This is a genomic window from Amaricoccus sp. B4, from assembly GCF_043226085.1.
Taxonomy (GTDB): domain Bacteria; phylum Pseudomonadota; class Alphaproteobacteria; order Rhodobacterales; family Rhodobacteraceae; genus Amaricoccus.
Genome location: NZ_CP171225.1, coordinates 3,521,761 through 3,540,616 on the forward strand (window position 1 = coordinate 3,521,761; position 18,856 = coordinate 3,540,616).

22 protein-coding genes are annotated in these 18,856 nt (G+C 65.0%); 17 read left to right on the forward strand and 5 right to left on the reverse strand.

Annotated features, from left to right (window positions below; translation table 11 throughout):
• Positions 1–38: 38 nt before the first annotated feature.
• The gene (locus ACF66B_RS16920; protein WP_111429814.1) at positions 39–689 is read right to left on the reverse strand and encodes an alpha/beta hydrolase; all 651 of its coding nucleotides are present in this window, start codon (positions 687–689) and stop codon (positions 39–41) included.
• A gap of 159 nt (positions 690–848) precedes the next feature.
• On the opposite strand from ACF66B_RS16920, the gene ACF66B_RS16925 reads away from it, so the two are divergent.
• The 12 genes from ACF66B_RS16925 to ACF66B_RS16980 all read left to right on the forward strand — a co-directional run bounded on the left by ACF66B_RS16925 (position 849) and on the right by ACF66B_RS16980 (position 10,143).
• A complete protein-coding gene (locus ACF66B_RS16925) occupies positions 849–1,379 on the forward strand; it encodes an Rrf2 family transcriptional regulator (protein WP_111429813.1) in 531 nt (176 codons plus the stop codon).
• Positions 1,376–2,422: an aminotransferase class V-fold PLP-dependent enzyme gene (locus tag ACF66B_RS16930; protein WP_111429812.1), complete on the forward strand. Its 1,047-nt coding sequence runs from the start codon at positions 1,376–1,378 to the stop codon at positions 2,420–2,422. The genes ACF66B_RS16925 and ACF66B_RS16930 overlap by 4 nt, the downstream gene beginning before the upstream one ends.
• Before the next feature lie 28 nt (positions 2,423–2,450).
• Positions 2,451–3,974, forward strand: coding sequence for a Fe-S cluster assembly protein SufB (sufB, locus tag ACF66B_RS16935; RefSeq protein WP_111429811.1), 1,524 nt, complete (start codon positions 2,451–2,453; stop codon positions 3,972–3,974).
• Positions 3,975–3,979: 5 nt separating this feature from the next.
• Positions 3,980–4,237 (forward strand): hypothetical protein, encoded by a 258-nt coding sequence (locus tag ACF66B_RS16940; RefSeq protein ID WP_111429810.1) that lies wholly within the window; start codon positions 3,980–3,982, stop codon positions 4,235–4,237.
• Positions 4,234–4,554, forward strand: coding sequence for a heavy metal-binding domain-containing protein (locus ACF66B_RS16945; protein ID WP_111429809.1), 321 nt, complete (start codon positions 4,234–4,236; stop codon positions 4,552–4,554). The genes ACF66B_RS16940 and ACF66B_RS16945 overlap by 4 nt, the downstream gene beginning before the upstream one ends.
• Positions 4,554–4,829: a hypothetical protein gene (locus tag ACF66B_RS16950; RefSeq protein WP_111429808.1), complete on the forward strand. Its 276-nt coding sequence runs from the start codon at positions 4,554–4,556 to the stop codon at positions 4,827–4,829. Before ACF66B_RS16945 ends, ACF66B_RS16950 begins: the two co-directional genes overlap by 1 nt.
• Before the next feature lie 31 nt (positions 4,830–4,860).
• The gene (sufC, locus tag ACF66B_RS16955; RefSeq protein ID WP_111429807.1) at positions 4,861–5,616 is read left to right on the forward strand and encodes a Fe-S cluster assembly ATPase SufC; all 756 of its coding nucleotides are present in this window, start codon (positions 4,861–4,863) and stop codon (positions 5,614–5,616) included.
• The gene (locus ACF66B_RS16960; protein WP_111429806.1) at positions 5,617–6,906 is read left to right on the forward strand and encodes a SufD family Fe-S cluster assembly protein; all 1,290 of its coding nucleotides are present in this window, start codon (positions 5,617–5,619) and stop codon (positions 6,904–6,906) included. It abuts the gene before it with no gap.
• A 16-nt stretch (positions 6,907–6,922) separates the two neighbouring features.
• A complete protein-coding gene (locus tag ACF66B_RS16965; RefSeq protein ID WP_162683265.1) occupies positions 6,923–7,522 on the forward strand; it encodes a YIP1 family protein in 600 nt (199 codons plus the stop codon).
• Between the two features lie 64 nt (positions 7,523–7,586).
• Positions 7,587–8,162 carry a YIP1 family protein gene (locus ACF66B_RS16970; protein ID WP_162683264.1) on the forward strand — a complete coding sequence of 192 codons (576 nt, stop codon included), beginning with the start codon at positions 7,587–7,589 and terminating at the stop codon, positions 8,160–8,162.
• Complete coding sequence (locus ACF66B_RS16975; protein ID WP_111429803.1) at positions 8,162–9,382, forward strand: cysteine desulfurase; 1,221 nt, start codon at positions 8,162–8,164, stop codon at positions 9,380–9,382. Before ACF66B_RS16970 ends, ACF66B_RS16975 begins: the two co-directional genes overlap by 1 nt.
• Before the next feature lie 311 nt (positions 9,383–9,693).
• On the forward strand, positions 9,694–10,143 hold the full coding sequence (locus ACF66B_RS16980; protein WP_111429802.1) for a hypothetical protein: 450 nt from the start codon (positions 9,694–9,696) through the stop codon (positions 10,141–10,143).
• Here ACF66B_RS16980 and ACF66B_RS16985 read toward each other — a convergent pair.
• Positions 10,088–10,534, reverse strand: a complete 447-nt coding sequence (locus tag ACF66B_RS16985) for a hypothetical protein (RefSeq protein WP_111429801.1) — start codon at positions 10,532–10,534, stop codon at positions 10,088–10,090. The genes ACF66B_RS16980 and ACF66B_RS16985 overlap by 56 nt on opposite strands.
• A 70-nt stretch (positions 10,535–10,604) precedes the next feature.
• Here ACF66B_RS16985 and ACF66B_RS16990 point away from each other — a divergent pair, with 70 nt between their 5' ends.
• Positions 10,605–11,042 carry a MarR family transcriptional regulator gene (locus tag ACF66B_RS16990; protein ID WP_111429800.1) on the forward strand — a complete coding sequence of 146 codons (438 nt, stop codon included), beginning with the start codon at positions 10,605–10,607 and terminating at the stop codon, positions 11,040–11,042.
• A 9-nt stretch (positions 11,043–11,051) separates the two neighbouring features.
• On the opposite strand, the gene hisH is transcribed toward ACF66B_RS16990, so the two are convergent.
• Together hisH and hisB are read right to left on the reverse strand one after the other, a co-directional pair.
• Complete coding sequence (hisH, locus tag ACF66B_RS16995) at positions 11,052–11,690, reverse strand: imidazole glycerol phosphate synthase subunit HisH (protein WP_111429799.1); 639 nt, start codon at positions 11,688–11,690, stop codon at positions 11,052–11,054.
• Complete coding sequence (gene hisB / locus ACF66B_RS17000; protein WP_111429798.1) at positions 11,687–12,277, reverse strand: imidazoleglycerol-phosphate dehydratase HisB; 591 nt, start codon at positions 12,275–12,277, stop codon at positions 11,687–11,689. The genes hisH and hisB overlap by 4 nt, the downstream gene beginning before the upstream one ends.
• Before the next feature lie 519 nt (positions 12,278–12,796).
• Here hisB and ACF66B_RS17005 point away from each other — a divergent pair.
• From ACF66B_RS17005 to gndA, 3 genes are all read left to right on the forward strand, one after another.
• Positions 12,797–13,024: a hypothetical protein gene (locus tag ACF66B_RS17005; protein WP_111429797.1), complete on the forward strand. Its 228-nt coding sequence runs from the start codon at positions 12,797–12,799 to the stop codon at positions 13,022–13,024.
• A gap of 304 nt (positions 13,025–13,328) precedes the next feature.
• The gene (locus ACF66B_RS17010; protein ID WP_111429796.1) at positions 13,329–14,948 is read left to right on the forward strand and encodes a BCCT family transporter; all 1,620 of its coding nucleotides are present in this window, start codon (positions 13,329–13,331) and stop codon (positions 14,946–14,948) included.
• A gap of 255 nt (positions 14,949–15,203) precedes the next feature.
• Positions 15,204–16,616: an NADP-dependent phosphogluconate dehydrogenase gene (gndA, locus tag ACF66B_RS17015; RefSeq protein WP_111429795.1), complete on the forward strand. Its 1,413-nt coding sequence runs from the start codon at positions 15,204–15,206 to the stop codon at positions 16,614–16,616.
• A gap of 226 nt (positions 16,617–16,842) precedes the next feature.
• Here gndA and ACF66B_RS17020 read toward each other — a convergent pair whose 3' ends face one another.
• Complete coding sequence (locus ACF66B_RS17020) at positions 16,843–17,508, reverse strand: TetR/AcrR family transcriptional regulator (RefSeq protein WP_111429794.1); 666 nt, start codon at positions 17,506–17,508, stop codon at positions 16,843–16,845.
• A gap of 151 nt (positions 17,509–17,659) precedes the next feature.
• Here ACF66B_RS17020 and ACF66B_RS17025 point away from each other — a divergent pair, with 151 nt between their 5' ends.
• Positions 17,660–18,850 (forward strand): efflux RND transporter periplasmic adaptor subunit, encoded by a 1,191-nt coding sequence (locus tag ACF66B_RS17025; RefSeq protein WP_111429793.1) that lies wholly within the window; start codon positions 17,660–17,662, stop codon positions 18,848–18,850.
• The last annotated feature ends 6 nt before the right edge of the window (positions 18,851–18,856 follow it).

The window sequence follows — 18,856 nt, forward strand, 5'->3', positions numbered from 1 at the left end:
CCTGGGCTGGAGCAGGGCCAGCCCAGGCCGTGAAACGGTCAGCGGGTGTTTTCGGTCATCCGCCGGCGGACGTAGGTCTCGACGTTCCCGATCATCTCTTCCATCCCCGGATCGAAGAAGTGGCTCGCGCCCTCGATCGTCTGGTGGGTGATGGTGATGCCCTTCTGCTGCTTGAGCTTGTCGGCAAGCGCCGTAACCTCCGAAGGCGGCACAACACGATCCGCACTTCCGGAAATGATCAGGCCGGATGACGGGCAGGGCGCTAGAAAGCTGAAGTCATACTGGTTGGCGGGCGGTGCCACCGACACGAAGCCGGCGATCTCCGGCCGGCGCATCAGCAGTTGCATGCCGATCCAGGCACCAAACGAAAACCCTGCCACCCAGCAGAACTTGGCGTTCGGATTGAGCGACTGCAGGTAATCGAGCGCAGCGGCGGCGTCGGAGAGTTCGCCGATGCCCTGGTCATATTCCCCCTGGCTGCGGCCAACACCACGGAAGTTGAAGCGCAGGCAGGTGAAGCCCATGCGGTGAAACGCATAATGCAGGTTGTAGACCACCTTGTTGTTCATCGTCCCCCCATAAAGCGGATGGGGGTGCAGAATGATCGCGATCGGTGCGTCCTTGTTTTTCTGCGGATGGTAGCGGCCTTCGAGGCGGCCATCAGGGCCGGGGAAGATCACCTCGGGCATTAAAAGCCTTCTCCTGTCGGGGCTGAGACAATAACTTGACGGAATCGCTCAGCCAATCTAGAAGCATTCTAAGTTGGTCGCGCGGCGAAACCAAGCTTGGATGCTGTTAAGGTGTCGGGGACGGGGCGTCAACACCGTCGTCATTTCGGGAGACCCTAGATGAAGCTGAGCACTAAAGGCCGCTACGCCATGATCGCGCTGACCGATCTCGCCGCGCAGGGCGCTGACAAGCTTGTTTCTCTCGCCGAGATTGCCGAGCGGCAGGATATCTCACTCGCCTATCTCGAGCAGCTCTTCGTCAAGCTGCGCCGGGCGCAGCTGGTCGAATCGGTGCGTGGCCCTGGCGGCGGTTACCGGCTTGCGCGGCCCATCGAACAGATCCGCATTGCCGAAGTGCTTTCTGCGGTCGACGAGAACATGGATGCGCTCGCACGCGGCGCGGGGGCGTCAGGCGCCTCGAGCGGCACGCGCGAGCAGATGCTGGCCGACAAGTTCTGGGAGCAGCTTTCCGCAAACGTCTATGTTCTCCTGCACCAGACCCGGCTTGGCGATGTGGTGGGCGATCATCTTGCACCCTGTCCGGCGGTGCCGAGCTTCGTTGCCGTGATCGACGAGGGGATTGCGACCGGGCGGGAAGCAGATGAGGTCACGGCAGATGCCGATGCGGTGGAGGGAGCGGTCAAGGCATGAGCCCACGCGCCTATCTCGACTGGAACGCAACGGCGCCGCTGCGGCCTGAAGCACGCACTGCGATCGCTGCAGCGCTTGATGTGGTGGGCAATCCCTCATCCGTTCATGCGGAAGGGCGGGCGGCACGTGCGATTGTCGAGCGGGCGCGCGGGCAGGTTGCTGAAGCCTTTGGGGCGCAGGCGGCGGATATCGTCTTCACTTCAGGGGCCACGGAGGCGGCTGCGCTCGGTCTCTCCGGCTGGGATCCGGTGGGCGCGCCGGTGGAACATGAAAGCGTGCTGGCCTGGATCCAGCCGGAGCTCACGGTGGATGACGCGGGCCGCGTTTCCGTGATCGATCCCCCGGCCACCGCACTTCAGGCAGCGAACTCCGAGACGGGCGTGATTCAGGCTCTTCCCGAGCATCTCGGCTTCATCGATGCCGTCCAGGCAGCGGGCAAACGGCCATTCGCCTTCGACTGGCTCGGCGCGGATCGTGCCGCTCTCTCGGCACACAAGTTCGGCGGACCGAAAGGCGTTGGGGCGCTGCTTCTGCGCCGTGGTGTCGAACCTGCGCCTCTGCTGCGAGGCGGTGGCCAGGAAATGGGCCGGCGGGCCGGAACCGAGAACGTTGCCGCCATTGCCGGCTTCGGCGCGGCAGCGGAAGCGGCCGCCCGGGATCTCGCGGCAGGTGTCTGGGAGCAGGTCGCCGCGCGGCGTGATCTTCTCGAGGCGGCTCTGGAAGCGGAGGCTCCGGACCTTATCTTTGTGGGCAGGAACGTGCCGCGCCTGCCCAATACTGCCTGTTTCGCGGTTTCGGGCTGGAAGAGCGAGACACAGGTGATGCAGATGGACCTGGCTGGATTCGCCATCTCGGCCGGATCCGCCTGTTCCAGCGGCAAGGTGCGCACGAGCCGGGTGCTCGGCGCGATGGGATTGTCCGCCGAAGCGGCGGCAAGCGCGATCCGGGTCTCCATTGGCCCCGAGACGCGCGAGGACGAGATTCTGGGCTTCGTACAGGCCTGGGCGAAACGGTATCGCCGGTTCAGGCAGAAAGCGGCCTGACGCGGTGCAGAAGGAAAGCGAGACGAGAATGCAGCTACACGACGACACCAGCATACGCGAAGGCGTGGACCGCGAGACGGTCGATGCTGTCCGGTCTGTGGGCGAGCGCTACAAATACGGCTTCTCGACCTCGATCGACACCGAATACGCGCCGCAGGGCCTGAACGAGGATATCGTAAGGCTCATCTCGGACAAGAATGGCGAACCGGAATGGCTCACCGAATGGCGGCTGACGGCTTACCGCCGGTGGCTCCAGATGGAAGAGCCCTCTTGGGCGATGGTCCATTATCCCGAGATCGACTTCCAGACGCAGTATTACTACGCTCGGCCGAAGAGCATGACGGTCAAGCCGAAATCGCTCGATGAGGTCGATCCGGAGCTGCTCGCGACCTACGAGAAGCTCGGCATCCCGCTCAAGGAACAGATGATCCTCGCGGGCGTCGAGGGCGCGGGCGATACTCCGGTGGAAGGCCGCAAGGTTGCGGTGGACGCCGTCTTCGACAGCGTCTCGGTCGGCACCACCTTCAAGGCGGAACTCGCCAAGGCTGGCGTGATCTTCTGCTCGATCTCGGAGGCGGTGCGCGAGCATCCCGAGCTTGTGAAGAAGTATCTCGGCTCGGTCGTGCCCCAGAGTGACAATTTCTATGCGACGCTCAACTCCGCGGTCTTCTCCGACGGCTCCTTCGTCTACGTGCCGCCCGGCGTGCGCTGCCCGATGGAGCTCTCGACCTATTTCCGCATCAATGCCGAGAACACCGGCCAGTTCGAACGTACGCTCATCATCGCCGACAAGGGAGCCTACGTCTCCTATCTCGAGGGGTGCACTGCGCCCATGCGCGACACGACCCAGCTTCACGCGGCAGTGGTCGAGATCGTTGCGCTCGACGATGCGGAAGTGAAATATTCCACTGTTCAGAACTGGTATCCGGGCGACGAGAACGGCAAGGGCGGCATCTACAACTTCGTGACCAAACGTGCCGACTGCCGTGGTGACCGCTCCAAGGTCAGCTGGACCCAGGTTGAGACCGGATCCGCAGTGACTTGGAAATACCCCTCCTGCATCCTGCGCGGTGACGAGAGCCAGGGCGAGTTCTACTCGATTGCCATCGCCAACAACCATCAGCAGGCCGATACCGGCACGAAGATGGTGCATCTCGGCAGGAATACCCGCTCGCGCATCGTTTCGAAGGGTATCAGCGCTGGCGTTGCGCAAAACACCTACCGCGGCCTTGTCTCGATGCACCCCAAGGCGAAGAACAGCCGTAACTACACGCAGTGCGACAGTCTTCTCATCGGCGACAAGTGCGGAGCCCATACGGTGCCCTACATCGAGTGCCGCAATAATTCCTCTCGCGTCGAGCACGAAGCGACAACCTCGAAGGTTGATGACGAGCAGCTCTTCTACTGCCGTCAGCGCGGCATGGACGAAGAGGAGGCGGTGGCGCTCGTTGTCAACGGCTTCTGCCGCGAGGTGCTCCAGGCGCTGCCGATGGAGTTCGCCATGGAAGCGCAGAAGCTTGTGGCGATCTCACTGGAGGGATCGGTGGGATAACACGCGTGAAGGGGGTCACCAGAGAGGCCTTGCAGCAATTGCTGCGCAGTCCGCAGACCAGCTGGAGGTATTTGGCGGTGGCGGCGGGGTTAGTCGCCGGTGGTCTTGCATTGTATCCTGTTATGGCCATCGTTCCTGATGCACCGATGATTGTCTTCGTGCTGGTCTGGCTCGTGGCCGCAGCGCCAGTTGCGGTGTGGGTCGGTATTCGCCTTGAGCGGTTTGCCAACGGATCATCCGATGGGAAAGAGGCGGAAGAATGATCGTCACCACGACACCCTCCATCGAGGACCACCGGATCACTGCCTATCACGGCGTGGTCGTGGGCGAGGCGATCCTCGGGGCGAATGTGTTCCGGGATTTCTTTGCCGGGATCCGTGACATTGTCGGCGGGCGGTCGGCGGCCTACGAGAAGAGCTTGCAGGAGGCGCGGGAGACCGCGTTGGGTGAGTTGGAAGCACGTGCCGGGGCAGCGGGCGGTAATGCGGTCGTGGGCGTGGATCTCGATTACGAGGTGGTGGGGGAGAGCATGCTCATGGTCTCGGCCTCGGGCACATCGGTCACGATAGAGAGGGTGTGATGCAGTTTCTGGGAGCCTCAATCATCGCTGGGGCGATCTTTTTCGTGCTCAATTACCTGTCGAGCATGGTGTTCGGCGGGCCGAACGTGACGAATGTCAGCGCACTGGTGGAAGCGGTGCTGAAGACCGCCGTCTTCGTCACGATCTTCCACTACCTGCACAACTTCGTCGCGAAGCTGTTTCACTGGTACCGGACCGACGATCCGGACGCGCGACACACATTCGACCGGAACCCGGCCCTCGACGAGGCCCGTGCCGCACGGCGCGGCGAGTGAGACGGGACACCGGAACTGAAAGGGATAACGAATGCTGACTATCAAGAACCTGCACGCCGGCCTTGAGGAGGAGGACAAGAAGATCCTCAAGGGTGTCGATCTCGAAGTGAAGGCGGGCGAGGTCCACGCGATCATGGGCCCCAACGGCTCGGGCAAGTCGACCCTCTCCTACGTTCTCGCCGGACGCGACGGCTACGACGTGACCGAAGGCTCGGTGGAGATGAACGGAAGCGAGCTCCTCGATCTCGAGCCCGAAGAGCGCGCCGCGGCGGGCCTCTTCCTCGCCTTCCAGTATCCGGTCGAGATCCCTGGCGTCGGCAACATGACCTTCCTGCGCACGGCACTCAACGCGCAGCGCAAGGCGCGTGGCGAGGAGGAACTCAACGCCGCCGACTTCCTGCGCATGCTGCGCGAAAAGGCCAAGGCGCTCGACATCAGCCAGGAGATGCTGAAACGTCCGGTCAATGTCGGCTTCTCGGGCGGTGAGAAGAAGCGCAACGAGATCCTTCAGATGGCAGTGCTCGAGCCGAAGATGTGCATCCTCGACGAGACCGACTCCGGGCTCGATGTCGATGCGATGAAGCTCGTCGCCCAGGGCGTGAACGCGCTGCGCGGCAAGGATCGCGCCTTTCTCGTCATCACGCATTACCAGCGCCTGCTCGATCATATCGTCCCCGATGTGGTCCACATCATGGCCGAGGGCCGCATCATCAAGACCGGCGGGCCGGAGCTCGCGCTCGAGGTCGAGCACAACGGTTATGCGGACATCCTGAAGTCGGTGGCATAAATGGCGGTTCCTGCACTGAAACTCGACGGCGCGCAGACGCTGCTCGCCGCCGCGCCCGAGCCTTCCGGCGAAGCATCCTGGGCGCGGTCCGTCCGCCAGGCTGCAGCCCGGCGTCTTGCCGAGCGCGGCGCTCCCGTACGCCGCGACGAATACTGGCGCTACACCGATCCGCAATCGCTCACCTGCCAGCCCCCGGTTGCAGCTGCGCCGTTCGAGAATGACGAGGCGCCGCTCTTCGGCGGGGCCGACCGGCTGAAGCTTGTCTTCGTGGATGGCGTTTTCTCCCGCGAGCTTTCCGATCCGGTCGAGCTCGAAGGCATCGAGATCCAGCCGCTTTCCGAAGCGCTCTCGACCGACATCCACTGGGCGCGGGAGCTCTTCGGCGTGCTCGAGGCGCGCGGCCAGACGCCGGTCGACCGGCCGATGGCGGCGCTCAACACGGCGCGCGCAACTGAAGGCTTCGCAATCCGGGTCCATGGCCGCCCCGGCAAGCCGGTGAACTTCGTCTATCTGCACGAGGACGCGCTGTCGGATGCGATGGTCCACAACATCGTGCGCGTCGAGGCCGGAGCGGATTTCACGCTGCTCGAGAACGGCCCAGCCGCCGCCCGCTTCAACAAGGTGCTCGAGGTCGACGTCGCCGATGACGGCGCCTTCCACCATGTGCGTGCCCAGGGGCGTGATCACGAGCGTCGCGCCGTAACCGGCACATTTGCACGTCTCGGCGCCCGTTCGACCTTCAAGTCCTTCACCCTCACGGTGAACGGGCGGCTCACCCGCAACGAATGCGTGGTCGAGTTCACCGGCGACGACGGCATCGCGCATGTCGCTGGCGCCTGCGTCGGTGAAGGGGACTTCCGGCACGACGACACGGTCTTCGTCACCCATGATGCCGTGAACTGCGAAAGTCGTCAGGTCTTCAAGAAGGTGCTTCGCAGCGGTGCCATGGGCATCTTCCAGGGCAAGATCCTCGTGAAGCCCGATGCGCAGAAGACCGACGGCTACCAGATCAGCCAGGGGCTGCTGCTCGATGACGACAGCCAGTTCCTCGCCAAGCCGGAGCTCGAGATCTACGCCGATGATGTCGCCTGCTCGCATGGGTCCACATGCGGCGCGGTCGACGAAACCTTGCTCTTCTATCTGCGCTCCCGCGGCGTGAGCCGCGGCGAGGCGGAAGAACTTCTCGTGCTGGCCTTCCTCGACGAGGCAATCGCCGAGATCGAGGATCCGGCGCTTGCCGACGACATTCGGGCAAGGCTTGCTGCCTGGCTCGCACGGCGCCGCCGCTAGAGCGATGGCAGGCGGCATGATGTCTCCGGCAGGTGCGCAAAACCAGTCACTGATCGCCGAAATGGGGCCGGCCTATCGCCGGCCCCGCGCCGCGATGGCGCGCCAGCTTTCAGCCGGGCTCTCGGAAGGGCGTGCGCTCTTTCATCTCGGGCTCGCCTGCATCCTCCTCTGTGTCGCAAGTGTGCCGTCCGCCCTCGAACGCGCTGCATCTATCGACGCCGACGATCCGGTGAACGCCGCGATTGCGGCTCAGATCTTTGGTTTCATCGTTCTGCTGCCCATGATCGCCTATGGGCTCGCCGCCCTGATGCGTGGCGTGTCCCGCCTCGTCGGGGGCAGTGGCTCCGGGCTTGCCATGCGCTCGGCCCTCTTCTGGTCGATGCTGCTCGCCGCACCGATCGCGCTCCTCCTCGCGGCCTTCGGGAGCTTGGCGCGGTCCGGTGTCGAGGGCGTCGCTTCCGTTTCTGTCTGGATCGGCTATGTCGCACTCGGCTACTGGTTCTGGCTGCTCGCCGCAGCCGTGGCCGAGAGTGAGCGGTTCCGGACCCGGTCGGTATTCCTCGTCTTCTGTCTGCTGTTCGGCCTTGTGGCCGTTGCGTTGCGCGGGGCACTCTAGCGCCGAAATCCATCAGGCGGGCGCCCAAGGGGCCCCGCAGTCTCGCGAAAGGAAGCCCTTGAAGGTGTGGAGCGAGTTGTTTGTCGACAGTCTCGTCCGGCCGCGGCTCGCGGCGCGCCGGCTGCTTGCGCTGGAGCTTCCCGGGCCGGTGCTGCTGGAGGCTGCGCTGCTTGTCACCTGCCTCGGCATGATCCTTGGCTTCGTCACCATCCAGCTCAATCCCGGCGCGCTGGATGCGATGACCTCCCTTGTGCTCGGCAACCCGCTTCTCGGTGCCGGGGTGCAGCTCGGGCTGCTCTTTTTCGTCACCTTCCTGATCGTGCGGGTCGGGCGCTTCTTCGGCGGAGTGGGCAGTTCGAGGGATGCCCTCGCCGTCGTGGTATGGCTCGATGCCGTGATGGTCTGCGTCCAGGCCGCGCAGGTGCTTGCCCTCGTGCTGCTCCCGCCGCTCGCAACCCTGCTCGCGCTCGTCGCAATGTTCTGGGTGATCTGGGCACTCGCCTCCTTTGTCGCGGAACTCCACGGCTTTCCGAACACGGTTCTCGTCTTCGGCGGCGTGGTGCTCACGATGACAGTTGTCTTCTTCGGAATGGCGCTGGTGCTCGCGCTTTTGGGCGCCCCGCCGCAGGGAATTGAATGATGTATGACGTCGAAACGGTGCGGAGGGATTTCCCGATCCTCTCCCGCGAGGTGAACGGGGTGCCGCTGGTCTATCTCGACAACGGCGCTTCGGCCCAGAAGCCGCAGGCGGTGATCGACGCGATGACCCAAGCCTACGCCCATGAATACGCCAATGTTCATCGCGGGTTGCATTTTCTCTCCAATCTCGCGACTGAAAGGTTCGAGGCCGTCCGAGAGAAGCTGCGCGCCTTCCTCGGTGCTGCGCATGAAGAGGAGATCATCCTCACAACCGGCTCGACGCTCAGCCTCAACATGGTGGCGCAGTCCTGGGCCGCGCCCCGGCTTGAGGCCGGTGACGAGATCATTCTCACGGTGATGGAGCATCACGCCAACATCGTGCCCTGGCATTTCCTGCGAGAGCGGCAGGGCGTCGTGCTGAAATGGATCGATGTCGAGCCCGACGGCTCGCTCGACCCGGAGAAGGTGATTGCCGCCATCGGTCCGCGCACAAAGCTCATCGCGATCACCCATATGTCGAACGTGCTCGGCACGGTTGTCGACATCAAGGCGATCTGCTCTGCAGCCCGCGCGCGCGGTGTCGCCGTCTGCGTCGATGGGGCACAGGCCGCAGTCCACATGCCGATCGACGTCGAGGATCTCGGCTGCGACTTCTACGCGATCACGGGCCACAAGCTCTATGGCCCGACCGCCTCGGGGGCGCTCTATGCCCGCCGCGAGCGTCAGGCCGAGATGCGCCCGTTCCTCGGTGGCGGCGAGATGATCCGCGAGGTCTCGAAGGATGTGGTGACCTATGCCGATCCGCCGATCCGTTTCGAGGCCGGCACGCCCGGCATCGTCCAGACAATCGGTCTGGGCGCTGCGCTCGACTACATGACCGGCCTTGGCATCTCCAATATCGCTGCCCATGAGCGTGACCTCCGCGACTATGCGATCTCGCGCTTCGACGGCCTCAACTGGCTCAATATCCAGGGCAAGGCGCCGGGCAAGGGGGCGATCTTCTCGTTCACCCTCGAAGGACCGGCACATGCCCACGACATCTCGACGGTGGTGGATCACAAGGGCATCGCGGTCCGGGCCGGGCATCATTGCGCGCAGCCGCTCATGGAGCATCTCGGCGTCACTGCCACCTGCCGGGCGTCCTTCGGCCTCTACAACACCCGCGCGGAAGTCGACAAGCTGGTGGCCGCGCTCGAGACCTGCCACGATCTCTTCTGCTGACGGCGGTCGGGGAAGGCGCGGCAATCGCTGCGCCTTCCGATGTCACGCCGACCTGACGCGCATGTGACGCTGCGCGTCTTGTCCTCCGGGTATGTGATCTCTGCCGGGATCTGCCGCCGGAGGAGGGCTGTGTCGCGTGAAAGACGGGATGCCGCAGGGCTCGGCTTGCCGATCTTCAGCGCCCGTTTTGATTTGATGACGGTTTCATTAGCCGAAGCACGCTAGCATCCGCTCTGATATCGCCGGTCCCTTTAGGCGATCCCGGCAGCCTGTCGCGCTGGCGCGGCCCCCGCCGGCGGGCCTCTCGGAGGATGCTCGCCAGGCAGCAGAAACTGCTCAAGTTCCTGTCCGCGCTCCTCCTCCTCGCCCCGCTGTCCGGCGCAATGCCTTCGAGCTCTCGGGCGGCAAACGACACGCTGCTGCCCGCGCATGCGACCGGGCAGACTGTGGATCCATGCCTCTTCTACCGCAGCCAGGCCCGCCTGCGCGGGCTCGGCCATTTTACCCAGAGCATGCTCAGGAGCTGCGAGGCGAGTGAGGCGGGCATGCATCTCTCGGATCGTCTGGCCGCCGCCGAGGCTGCGCTTGAGGCCTGTCGTGCCGGCATCATCCTGAGCGGCGTCAGCGAAGAGGAGAAGCCCGCCATCGCGGAGCGCAGCGGTGCGCTTGGCGCGATGGATGCCCTCGACACAGGATGCAAGGCCTTCACAGCGTCCCGATCCGCCGACGCGGGCGAAGCGCGAGCCCGTCGCGCGCGTTGAGCCCGAGCAGCAGGAGGTTCAGGGCGCCTGCAACAAGCTCGGTGAGTTGAACGGCATAGAAGATCGCATCGAACCGGCCCTCCACGGCGCGCGCCGCGAGAAAGAGCGCGCAGGGAACGAGCACGAGCAGCCCGTTTGCCGCAACGACCTTCATGCGTGCCTGTTTGGCGGCGACCAGCGGCCCCCGGCGTCGGCGGGCCTGCAAGTTGCCGGTCGCGCCGGTGAGCGCCAGCGCGGGAACGAGCAACAGCAGCCCCCAGGGGATCGCGGTCTTCACCGCAATGATGGCCGCCTCACTCCCTGAAAGCTCAACGACCACGGTGGAAAGCCAGAAGGTCGCGATGGTCAGCATCGCGATACCTCCGGCGAGCGGATGAATGTATTTCGGCATCAGGCGTCCTCCGTAAATATAGCTCGCTATATAATATTGCATAGCGAGCTATTAAATGAAAGGGAGGAGCATGGATTTTTGCAAGGACAGCTCGGCGGGCTACCTCGCCAACCATATGGCACGGCTCTTTGCGCTTGGCCTCGCCGAACGCATCCGCCCGCTCGGCCTCACGCCAGGCCAGTTTCCGGCATTGCTGGAGCTCTGGGAAAAGGACGGCCAGAGCCAGAAGGATCTCGTTGCGAAGCTCGACGTGGAGCAGGCGACGCTCGCCAACACGCTTGCGCGCATGGAGCGCGACGCCCTCATCCTGCGCCGGCCGCATCCGGGCGATGGCCGGGTGCAGCAGATCTGGCTCACGGAAAAGGCACGCGCCCTGCGCACACCGGCGCTCGAGGCGGCCATGAAGACCAACGCAAATGCGCTCGGCGCGATGAACGCCGGCGAACAGGCCGAGTTTCTCCGCCTTATGCGGCTTGCGATCGCCGCTCTGCGCGGGGAGCGCGGCTGATCCGCAAGGTCAGGGTCGCCAGGCGAGGAAGTTCGCGATGAGCCTGAGGCCGGTCTTCTGGCTCTTCTCGGGGTGGAACTGCGTCCCGATCATGTTGTCGCGCCCCACCGCCGCCGTCACCGGCCCGCCATGATCGACGCGCGCGAGCACATGCTCCGGGTGTTCCGCAATCACATGATAGGAATGCACGAAATAGGCATGGTCGCCTGGCTCGATCCCGGCCAGAACCGGATGCGGCGCAATGTCAGAGAGCGCGTTCCATCCCATGTGGGGGATCTTGAGCGCGGGGTCCGAAGGCTTGATCTTTACCACCTCGCCGGGAATCCAGCCGAACCCTTCCGTCACCCCGTGCTCGAGGCCACGGCTCGCCATGAGCTGCTGCCCGACGCAGATGCCGAGGAAGGGCGCGCCCTGATCGATCACCCGCGTCCGGATCGCCTCGAACATGCCGTCGACCGCCATGAGCCCGGCCCGGCAATCGGCGAAGGCGCCCACGCCGGGCAGCACGATCCGGTCCGCTCCCAGCACGCGCTCGGGGTCGTTGGTAACGATCACCGTACCCGCTCCCGTCTCCCGCGCCATGCGCTGGAAGCTCTTCTCCGCCGAGTGCAGGTTGCCGCTGGAATAATCGATGATGACGCAGGTCATTCCGAAAGCGTTCCCTTGGTGGAGGGGATGCCAGCGCTCCGCGGGTCGGGCTCGACGGCTTCGCGCAGGGCGCGGGCAAAGGCCTTGAAGGTCGCTTCGGCGATATGGTGGCTGTTCTCGCCGTCAAGCTTCGCAAGATTGAGCGTGACGCCGCCGTTCATCGCCACGGCGGTGAAGAATTCCCGTACGAGCTCGGTATCGAACGTGCCGATCTTCGGGCTCGGCATGTCGACTTTCCAGACGAGAAACGGCCGCCCGCTCAGGTCGAGTGCCGCCCGCACCAGCGCCTCGTCCATGGCGAGCAGGCAGGAGCCGTAGCGGCGGATCCCGCACTTGTCGCCGAGTGCCGCTGCGAGCGCGCGGCCAAAGGCGATGCCCACATCCTCGACCGTGTGATGATCGTCGATATGCAGGTCGCCTTCCGCTTCAATCTCGAGATCAATGATCGCATGACGCGCAATCTGGTCCAGCATGTGATCGAAGAAGCCGACGCCGGTCCGGTTCTCGTAGCGGCCCTCGCCATCGAGGTTCAACCGGACGGAGAGGGACGTCTCGGCGGTCTTGCGGCTGATCTCTGCCTTGCGCATGGGGAAGTATCCTCGGGCTGGTCTTCGGACGCGCTTATACCCGCCGGGTGGGGCCTATCCAACCCTGATACGTCTGCCTCTTCCGGTTCCACTCAGATCGCCGCGCGTCCGGGGAGAGATTCGCGCGATGGAAGACGGGAAGCGGCTGATTCCAGAGGATTGGGGTGTGGGCTGAGCGGCTGGCGCGTATTCTGCGGCGAGTTCCACATCAATCGATTGCGAAGGCGGGCAGGAGTGCAATGCAGCAAAAAGTCATAGGCGAAAAACCGCTCATACCTGGGTTCGAGCCTGAGTCTGCCGCTCTGTCACGGTCTTGCTAATACTTTTCTCTAAGCCACCATTATGGCGTGGAAACTTGTCCTGTTTACCTTTCCGGAAGTTGCTCCAAGAAGTGGCAAAGTGTAAGGATCTGCCGATTTCTCGCTGGTCTTGTCATAAAATATTCGCCCCGGATCGCTTTCGATAAACCCCAAGTAGAGCTATGGTGCCGCGTGGCCGTTGATTCCGGGGAGGAATAAGATGAATGAACGTGCTATCGTCGTCTGTGCAACGGATGCCCGCATCAACGAGCGTCTCGTGGCACGGGGCATGGATCCGATGGAAGGTCCGTGCCTGACCGACGTTCTCCACGAGGCGATAGGGGAAAAACTCACGTCTCGTGAGGCGCTCCGTCTCTGGCAGCCCGAAAAGCTCGCGCGCGATCCGCGCGTAAGGGCGGTGCTGCAGCGGTATCTCGCAGCGTCCTGACATCGGAGGGTCCGGCCCAGGCCGGGTTCACCAACGACCGGTTCGCGGGCGCCTCGCCCGCGCCGGGCACCCAGAAGGGGGACAGCCAGAGCGCCGGTTCCCCCGCTCTCCCGAAAACATCGCGAACACCCCGCCGCCCGGAGCCGGTCCGAGCCTTGCCTTGCCGGCAGGTCATGCCGTCCCGCGGGCAGATTTCGGTGACCACGCCGCTTTTCCCGGTGCGCCCGACCCCGTCTCAGGGGGCGTTGACGCTCAGACATGGCCTGTTACGGTAGGCGATGCGGCAGCGGAGAGGGAGTTCAGCATGAGTGAAAGCACCGATACCGGCAACGTGCCGAATTTGATCGAGACCGAGTACGAAATCGGACAGGATAATATCGAGGTTTCGATCGGCCCGTTCGGGATCGATATTCACAATCCTGTCTTTCTCATTACCGGCCTGTCGGTGATCGGGCTGGTGTTTTTCTGCCTGATCTTCGACGAGACTTCAGCAAGTATCTTCGGGGCGCTTCGGCCCTGGCTCACGTCGCAGTTCGACTGGGTCTTCGCCATCTCGATGAACATCTTCGTGCTGTTCTGCTTCTATCTGATCATCTCGCCGCTCGGGCGGATCAGGATTGGCGGACAGGATGCCGAACCGGAGTATTCGTATCCGAGCTGGTTCGCCATGCTGTTCGCAGCCGGTATGGGGATCGGCCTCGTCTTCTATGGCGTGCTCGAGCCGATGAACCACACCCTGAGTGCGCCGCTCGGCCAACAGGGGGTGTTCGATGCCGATGGCAATCTGCGCGACCCGGCGGCAGTAAAGCAGGCGGTGGAGCTCGGGATCGCGGCGACGATCTTCCATTGGGGGCTGCACCCTTGGGCCGTCTATGCCGTCGTTTCGCTGGCGCTCGCGATCTTCTGCTACAACAAGGGGCTTCCGCTGACCGTCCGATCGGCCTTCTATCCCATCCTCGGCGAGCGGGTCTGGGGTTGGCCGGGGCACCTGATCGACACGCTCGCGGCCATCGCGACGCTCGCGGGCCTTGCCACCTCGCTCGGGTTCGGCGCGACGCAGGCGGCGGCGGGGCTCGAGCGGCTCTTCGGCCTCGAGCCCTCGGCGACGCTCGAGATCGTCATCATCATCGTGGTGACGGGCGCCGCGATCATCTCCGTCGTGCGCGGGCTCGATGGCGGCGTGAAGGTGCTTTCAGAAGCCAACATGCTGCTTGCACTGGCGCTCTTCGTCTTCGTCTTCGCGCTCGGTTCACCCCTCGCGGTGCTCTCCTCGTTCTTCGGGGGCGCGATCACCTATGTGAAGGAGCTGCCCGCGTTCTCGAACTGGGTCGGGCGCACGGACGATGGCTTCTTCCACGGCTGGACAACCTTCTACTGGGCCTGGTGGATCTCCTGGTCGCCCTTCGTCGGAATGTTCATCGCGCGTGTCTCTCGCGGCCGGACGGTGCGGGAGTTCATCACGTGTGTGCTGCTGATCCCGACGCTGGCCTGCATGAGCTGGATGGCGGTGTTCGGCGGCACGGCAATCGATCAGCTTGTGAGCGACGGCTACACCGGGGTGCAGCAGACCATCACCGACTGGAGGCCGGAGCTCTCGCTCTTCGCGATGCTCTCGGAGTTGCCGTTGAGCGCTTTCACCTCGGTGGTCGGCATCATCCTTGTCCTCGTCTTCTTCGTGACCTCCTCGGACTCGGGTTCTCTGGTCGTCGACACGATCTGCGCCGGAGGCAAGGTCGATGCGCCGGTGCCGCAGCGGGTGTTCTGGGCCTCGCTGGAGGGGCTCGTTGCCATCGCACTGCTGCTCGGGGGCGGGCTCGCCTCGTTGCAGGCGCTCGCCATCGCTACCGGGTTTCCCTTCGCGATCATCTGCGTGACGATGTGCTACTGCATCTGGAAGGGGCTCCGTACCGAGACGGTGAAGTGACCTGAGGCGCGGAATTTTCACGGTGAAAGCACGATCTTTCACCGTGAAAATCCAAAGTCATCCCTGAAAAAGAAGATTTCGCCGGGCGTTCCTTGAAGCGCCCGGCCTCTTGGCTTTCCCTGACCGGTCACAGGCTCGGGAAGGACGCGCCTTGCGGCTTTTGCGGCGCAAGGGATGGGTCTAAGCCTTGCAGAAACAAGATGGCGGAAGGACTGTTCCGCCACGGGCATGCGTTGACAGCACGGAGGCGACGAGATGGCAGAACAGGCAGAAATCGGACTGATCGGGCTGGGCACGATGGGTGCGGCGCTGGCGCTCAACATCGCGGAGAAGGGCTTCACCGTGGCGGTCTTCAACCGCACCACCTCCGTCACCGACAAGTTCGCCGCAGGCGCCGGTGCGCTTGCGGAGCGGGTCGTGCCTTGCCACAGCCTCGAGGCGCTGCGCGATGCGATCCGGCCGCCCCGCGCGATCATCCTCATGGTGCCCGCGGGCGCGCCGGTCGATGACATGATCGAAAAGCTCCGCCCCGTGCTCGACGTGCAGGATCTCGTCATCGACGCGGGCAATGCCGATTTCCACGACACGATGCGCCGGGCTGAAGTGGCCCGCGCCGCCGGGCAGCCCTATCTCGGCATCGGCGTCTCGGGCGGCGAGGAGGGCGCGCGGCACGGGCCCTCGATCATGGGCGGCGGCGAGAAGGCGGGCTGGGAGCGGGTTGCCCCTGTTCTCGAGGCCATCGCCGCGAAATACGAGGAGACGCCCTGCGCCACCTGGATGGGTCCGGACGGCGCAGGGCATTTCGTCAAGACGGTACACAACGGCATCGAATACGCCGACATGCAGATGATCGCCGAGGTCTACGGCATGATGCGCGACGGGCTCCGGCTTGCGCCCGATGCGATCGGCGATGTCTTCGCGCGCTGGAACGAGGGGCCGCTCGCCTCCTATCTCATCGAGATCTCGGCCGAGGTGGCGCGAACCACGGACCCGAAAACCGGCAAGCCGGTGCTCGACGTGATCCTTGACCGGGCGGGTCAGAAAGGCACCGGGCGCTGGACCGCGATCGAGGCGCTGCATCTCGGCGCGCCCGCGACCGCGATCGAGGCGGCGGTGGCGGCGCGCAACCTGTCGGCCCGCCTCGACGAGCGCAAGGCGGGCGAGGCGGTGTTCGGGCCTGCGCCTGCGCCGCTTGCCGGGGCCGACGGCATGGAGGCCGATCTCGAGACCGCGCTGCTCGCGGGCAAGATCGCCTGCTATGCGCAGGGCTTCGGGCTGCTTTCGGAGGCCTCGCGGAATTTCGGCTGGAAAGTGCCTCTGCCGGAGGTGGCGAAGGTCTGGCGTGCGGGCTGCATCATCCGCTCTGACATGCTGAGCGACATGGCCGAGGCGCTGGCCGGCTCGCCGGACACCAACCTCATGTTCGCACCTGCCTTCGCGGCCAAGCTCGAGGCGAGCCACGGGGCGCTGCGCCGGGTGGTTGCGGCGGCGGCGCTGGCGGGGCACCCGGTACCGGCGCTGGCTGCGGCGCTGGCCTATTTCGACGCGATGCGCACGGCGCGCGGCACCGCCAACATGATCCAGGGCCAGCGCGATTTCTTCGGCCGCCATGGCTTCGAGCGGATCGACGCGGAAGGCGCCTTCCACGGCCCTTGGGCCGAGAACTGACGGGGGCATCGGCCCATGAACCCCGCCGGATGCGTGGAAAATAATCTTGCCCATCATGGCGCGGCGATAGGCAGGGGGCGGCTGTCCGATCGTGTGCCGCATCGGCAGGGTGGCCTGAGGGGCGGGGATGTGGCCCCGTGGAGGCTCTCGACCGGCCTGGCGTGTTTCGCGCCTTTGGCGCGGTGCGCCTCCAACTTATTCGGTGAAGCGCGCGCCCCTGGTGGCGTCAGCCCTTCGCGCGCCGTGCAACCCCGTGGAGGAAGATCGTGATGATCCGGGCGAGGCAGGCCTCGACCGCTTCCGGTGCGGGCGGCACGGCGTCCGGGTCCACCAGCGTTTCGACCGGGCTCTGAAAGGACATGTTGCAGAGGATGCGTGCGGTCGCGTCCGTATCCTCGATTTCGACCTCGCCAGCCGCGACGGCCCGGTCCAGCTCCTCGCGCAGGCTCCGGCGCGCGCCGTACGGTCCCTCGCGCAGGAAGCCGCGGGCCAGTTCGGGGTGGGCAGGGGCCTCCGCGATCACCGCCCGCAGGATTGCCTTCGACTGCTCCGTGAGGCAGCCGCCGGGCCGGAGCAGGATCCTCAGCCGCTCGGCGAGCGGCAGGGCGCGTTCGGCGTCGGTGAGCGGGCGGACGAGCTGGAGCCTGGTCCGCCGCACGCAGGCCTCGAACAGCGCATCGCGATCCTCGAAAAGCTCGTAAAGCGTCCGCTTCGACATGCCGGCTTCGCGCGCGATCGCCGCCATCGTCGTGCCCTGCAGCCCTTCGCTCGCGAGGATACGGCTTGCCGCATCGAGAATCAGCGCCCTGCGTTCGGCTTCGCAAAGGCTCGGCGGCCGTCCGCGGCGGCGGGTGCAGGAGCCGAATCCGGCAGGGCCGTGGTCTTCCTTCATGTTTCTGCGGTCATCCTTGTCTGTTTCCGGGGTGGTAAAACCCTTGCGCAACTTTGCTGCCCCGCATTATAAAACCAATCGGTTTTGTTTTGTAGCCGGTCCGGTCGGCATGTGCCAGCCGGATCCTGGCCCCCAGTCCTGGAGACACCCCATGGTGCCTGCGCGCGCAGCGTCTCTCGTGAGCCTTACCCTGGCCATTGCCCTCAGCTGCGCCGGGATTCGCCCGGCACTGGCCCAGCAGTCAGGGGGCGAGGCGCCGCCACCGATGCCGGTGACCGTGGTGACGCTCCACAGCCAGGACGTGACACTGACCTCGACGCTTCCAGGCCGCGTGGTGGCCTCGGGCGTGGCGGAAGTGCGGCCGCAGGTCAGTGGTATCATTAACGAGCGTCTCTTCGCCGAAGGCGGTGACGTCAGTATGGGCGACGCGCTCTACCGCATTGATTCGGCCACCTACGAGGCTCAGGTCGCGTCCGCCGAGGCCTCCGTCGCTCAGTCCCAGGCGACGCTGCGGGCCGCCGAGAAGGAGGCGACGCGCATGGAGACCCTGCTCCGGCGCAAGGTCGTGAGCGAGCAGGACGTCGATTCCGCGACCGCGGCTCGTGACGCGGCGGCAGCCGGGCTCAAGGTTGCGGAGGCGCAACTCCTTTCGTCCCGGATCGATCTCGACCGGACCACCATCCGCGCGCAGCTCACCGGCAAGGTCGGCCGTTCGCTCACCACCCAGGGCGCGCTCGTCACCGCCGGCCAGGCCGAACCGCTGGCGGTCATCCGCGCGCTCGATCCGGTCTATGTCGACGTGACACAGTCTGCCGCCGAGCTGATTCGCTGGCGCCGAGGTCATACTGACCTGGAGCTGGGCGGCGCGGACCGGACCGTTGCGCTGACGCTCGCCGACGGCGAGGGCTATGAACAGACGGGCGAGCTGACTGCGGCGGAACCGCATGTCGACGAACTGACCGGCGTGGTGCTTTTGCGCCTCGAGTTTCCCAATCCCGAGGGGCTGCTGCTGCCGGGGATGTATGTCCAGGTCGAGATGCCGCAAGGGCTGCTCCAGAATGTGATCCTGGTGCCGCAGGAAGGGGTGAGCCGGGACAACCGCGGCCGCCCGATCGCGATGGTGGTGAACGCCGACAATGTCGTCGAGTCGCGCGAACTGACCATCGTGCGCGACCACGGCACCGACTGGATCGTGAGCGACGGGCTGGCCGACGGCGACCGGGTGATCGTCGCGGGGCTCCAGAAGACAGCCCCGGGAGCGACCGTCGTGCCCGAGGAACGTGCCGAAGCGGCCGACGCTGCGCCCGCTGAAGGGGCCGCACCAGATGCGGCCCAGAACTGATCCGCA

Excerpts from the sequence above, each read along its gene's own strand:
- hisH (WP_111429799.1), bottom strand. The coding sequence starts at position 11,690 with ATGACCTGCGTCATCATCGATTATTCCAGCGGCAACCTGCACTCGGCG.
- sufB (WP_111429811.1), top strand. The coding sequence starts at position 2,451 with ATGCAGCTACACGACGACACCAGCATACGCGAAGGCGTGGACCGCGAG.
- ACF66B_RS17020 (WP_111429794.1), bottom strand. The coding sequence starts at position 17,508 with ATGAAGGAAGACCACGGCCCTGCCGGATTCGGCTCCTGCACCCGCCGC.
- ACF66B_RS16980 (WP_111429802.1), top strand. The coding sequence starts at position 9,694 with ATGCTCGCCAGGCAGCAGAAACTGCTCAAGTTCCTGTCCGCGCTCCTC.
- ACF66B_RS16975 (WP_111429803.1), top strand. The coding sequence starts at position 8,162 with ATGTATGACGTCGAAACGGTGCGGAGGGATTTCCCGATCCTCTCCCGC.
- ACF66B_RS16930 (WP_111429812.1), top strand. The coding sequence starts at position 1,376 with ATGAGCCCACGCGCCTATCTCGACTGGAACGCAACGGCGCCGCTGCGG.
- ACF66B_RS16985 (WP_111429801.1), bottom strand. The coding sequence starts at position 10,534 with ATGCCGAAATACATTCATCCGCTCGCCGGAGGTATCGCGATGCTGACC.
- ACF66B_RS16950 (WP_111429808.1), top strand. The coding sequence starts at position 4,554 with ATGCAGTTTCTGGGAGCCTCAATCATCGCTGGGGCGATCTTTTTCGTG.
- gndA (WP_111429795.1), top strand. The coding sequence starts at position 15,204 with ATGGCAGAACAGGCAGAAATCGGACTGATCGGGCTGGGCACGATGGGT.
- ACF66B_RS16945 (WP_111429809.1), top strand. The coding sequence starts at position 4,234 with ATGATCGTCACCACGACACCCTCCATCGAGGACCACCGGATCACTGCC.
- ACF66B_RS16990 (WP_111429800.1), top strand. The coding sequence starts at position 10,605 with ATGGATTTTTGCAAGGACAGCTCGGCGGGCTACCTCGCCAACCATATG.
- ACF66B_RS17010 (WP_111429796.1), top strand. The coding sequence starts at position 13,329 with ATGAGTGAAAGCACCGATACCGGCAACGTGCCGAATTTGATCGAGACC.
- hisB (WP_111429798.1), bottom strand. The coding sequence starts at position 12,277 with ATGCGCAAGGCAGAGATCAGCCGCAAGACCGCCGAGACGTCCCTCTCC.
- ACF66B_RS16960 (WP_111429806.1), top strand. The coding sequence starts at position 5,617 with ATGGCGGTTCCTGCACTGAAACTCGACGGCGCGCAGACGCTGCTCGCC.
- ACF66B_RS16920 (WP_111429814.1), bottom strand. The coding sequence starts at position 689 with ATGCCCGAGGTGATCTTCCCCGGCCCTGATGGCCGCCTCGAAGGCCGC.
- sufC (WP_111429807.1), top strand. The coding sequence starts at position 4,861 with ATGCTGACTATCAAGAACCTGCACGCCGGCCTTGAGGAGGAGGACAAG.
- ACF66B_RS17005 (WP_111429797.1), top strand. The coding sequence starts at position 12,797 with ATGAATGAACGTGCTATCGTCGTCTGTGCAACGGATGCCCGCATCAAC.
- ACF66B_RS16965 (WP_162683265.1), top strand. The coding sequence starts at position 6,923 with ATGATGTCTCCGGCAGGTGCGCAAAACCAGTCACTGATCGCCGAAATG.
- ACF66B_RS17025 (WP_111429793.1), top strand. The coding sequence starts at position 17,660 with ATGGTGCCTGCGCGCGCAGCGTCTCTCGTGAGCCTTACCCTGGCCATT.
- ACF66B_RS16925 (WP_111429813.1), top strand. The coding sequence starts at position 849 with ATGAAGCTGAGCACTAAAGGCCGCTACGCCATGATCGCGCTGACCGAT.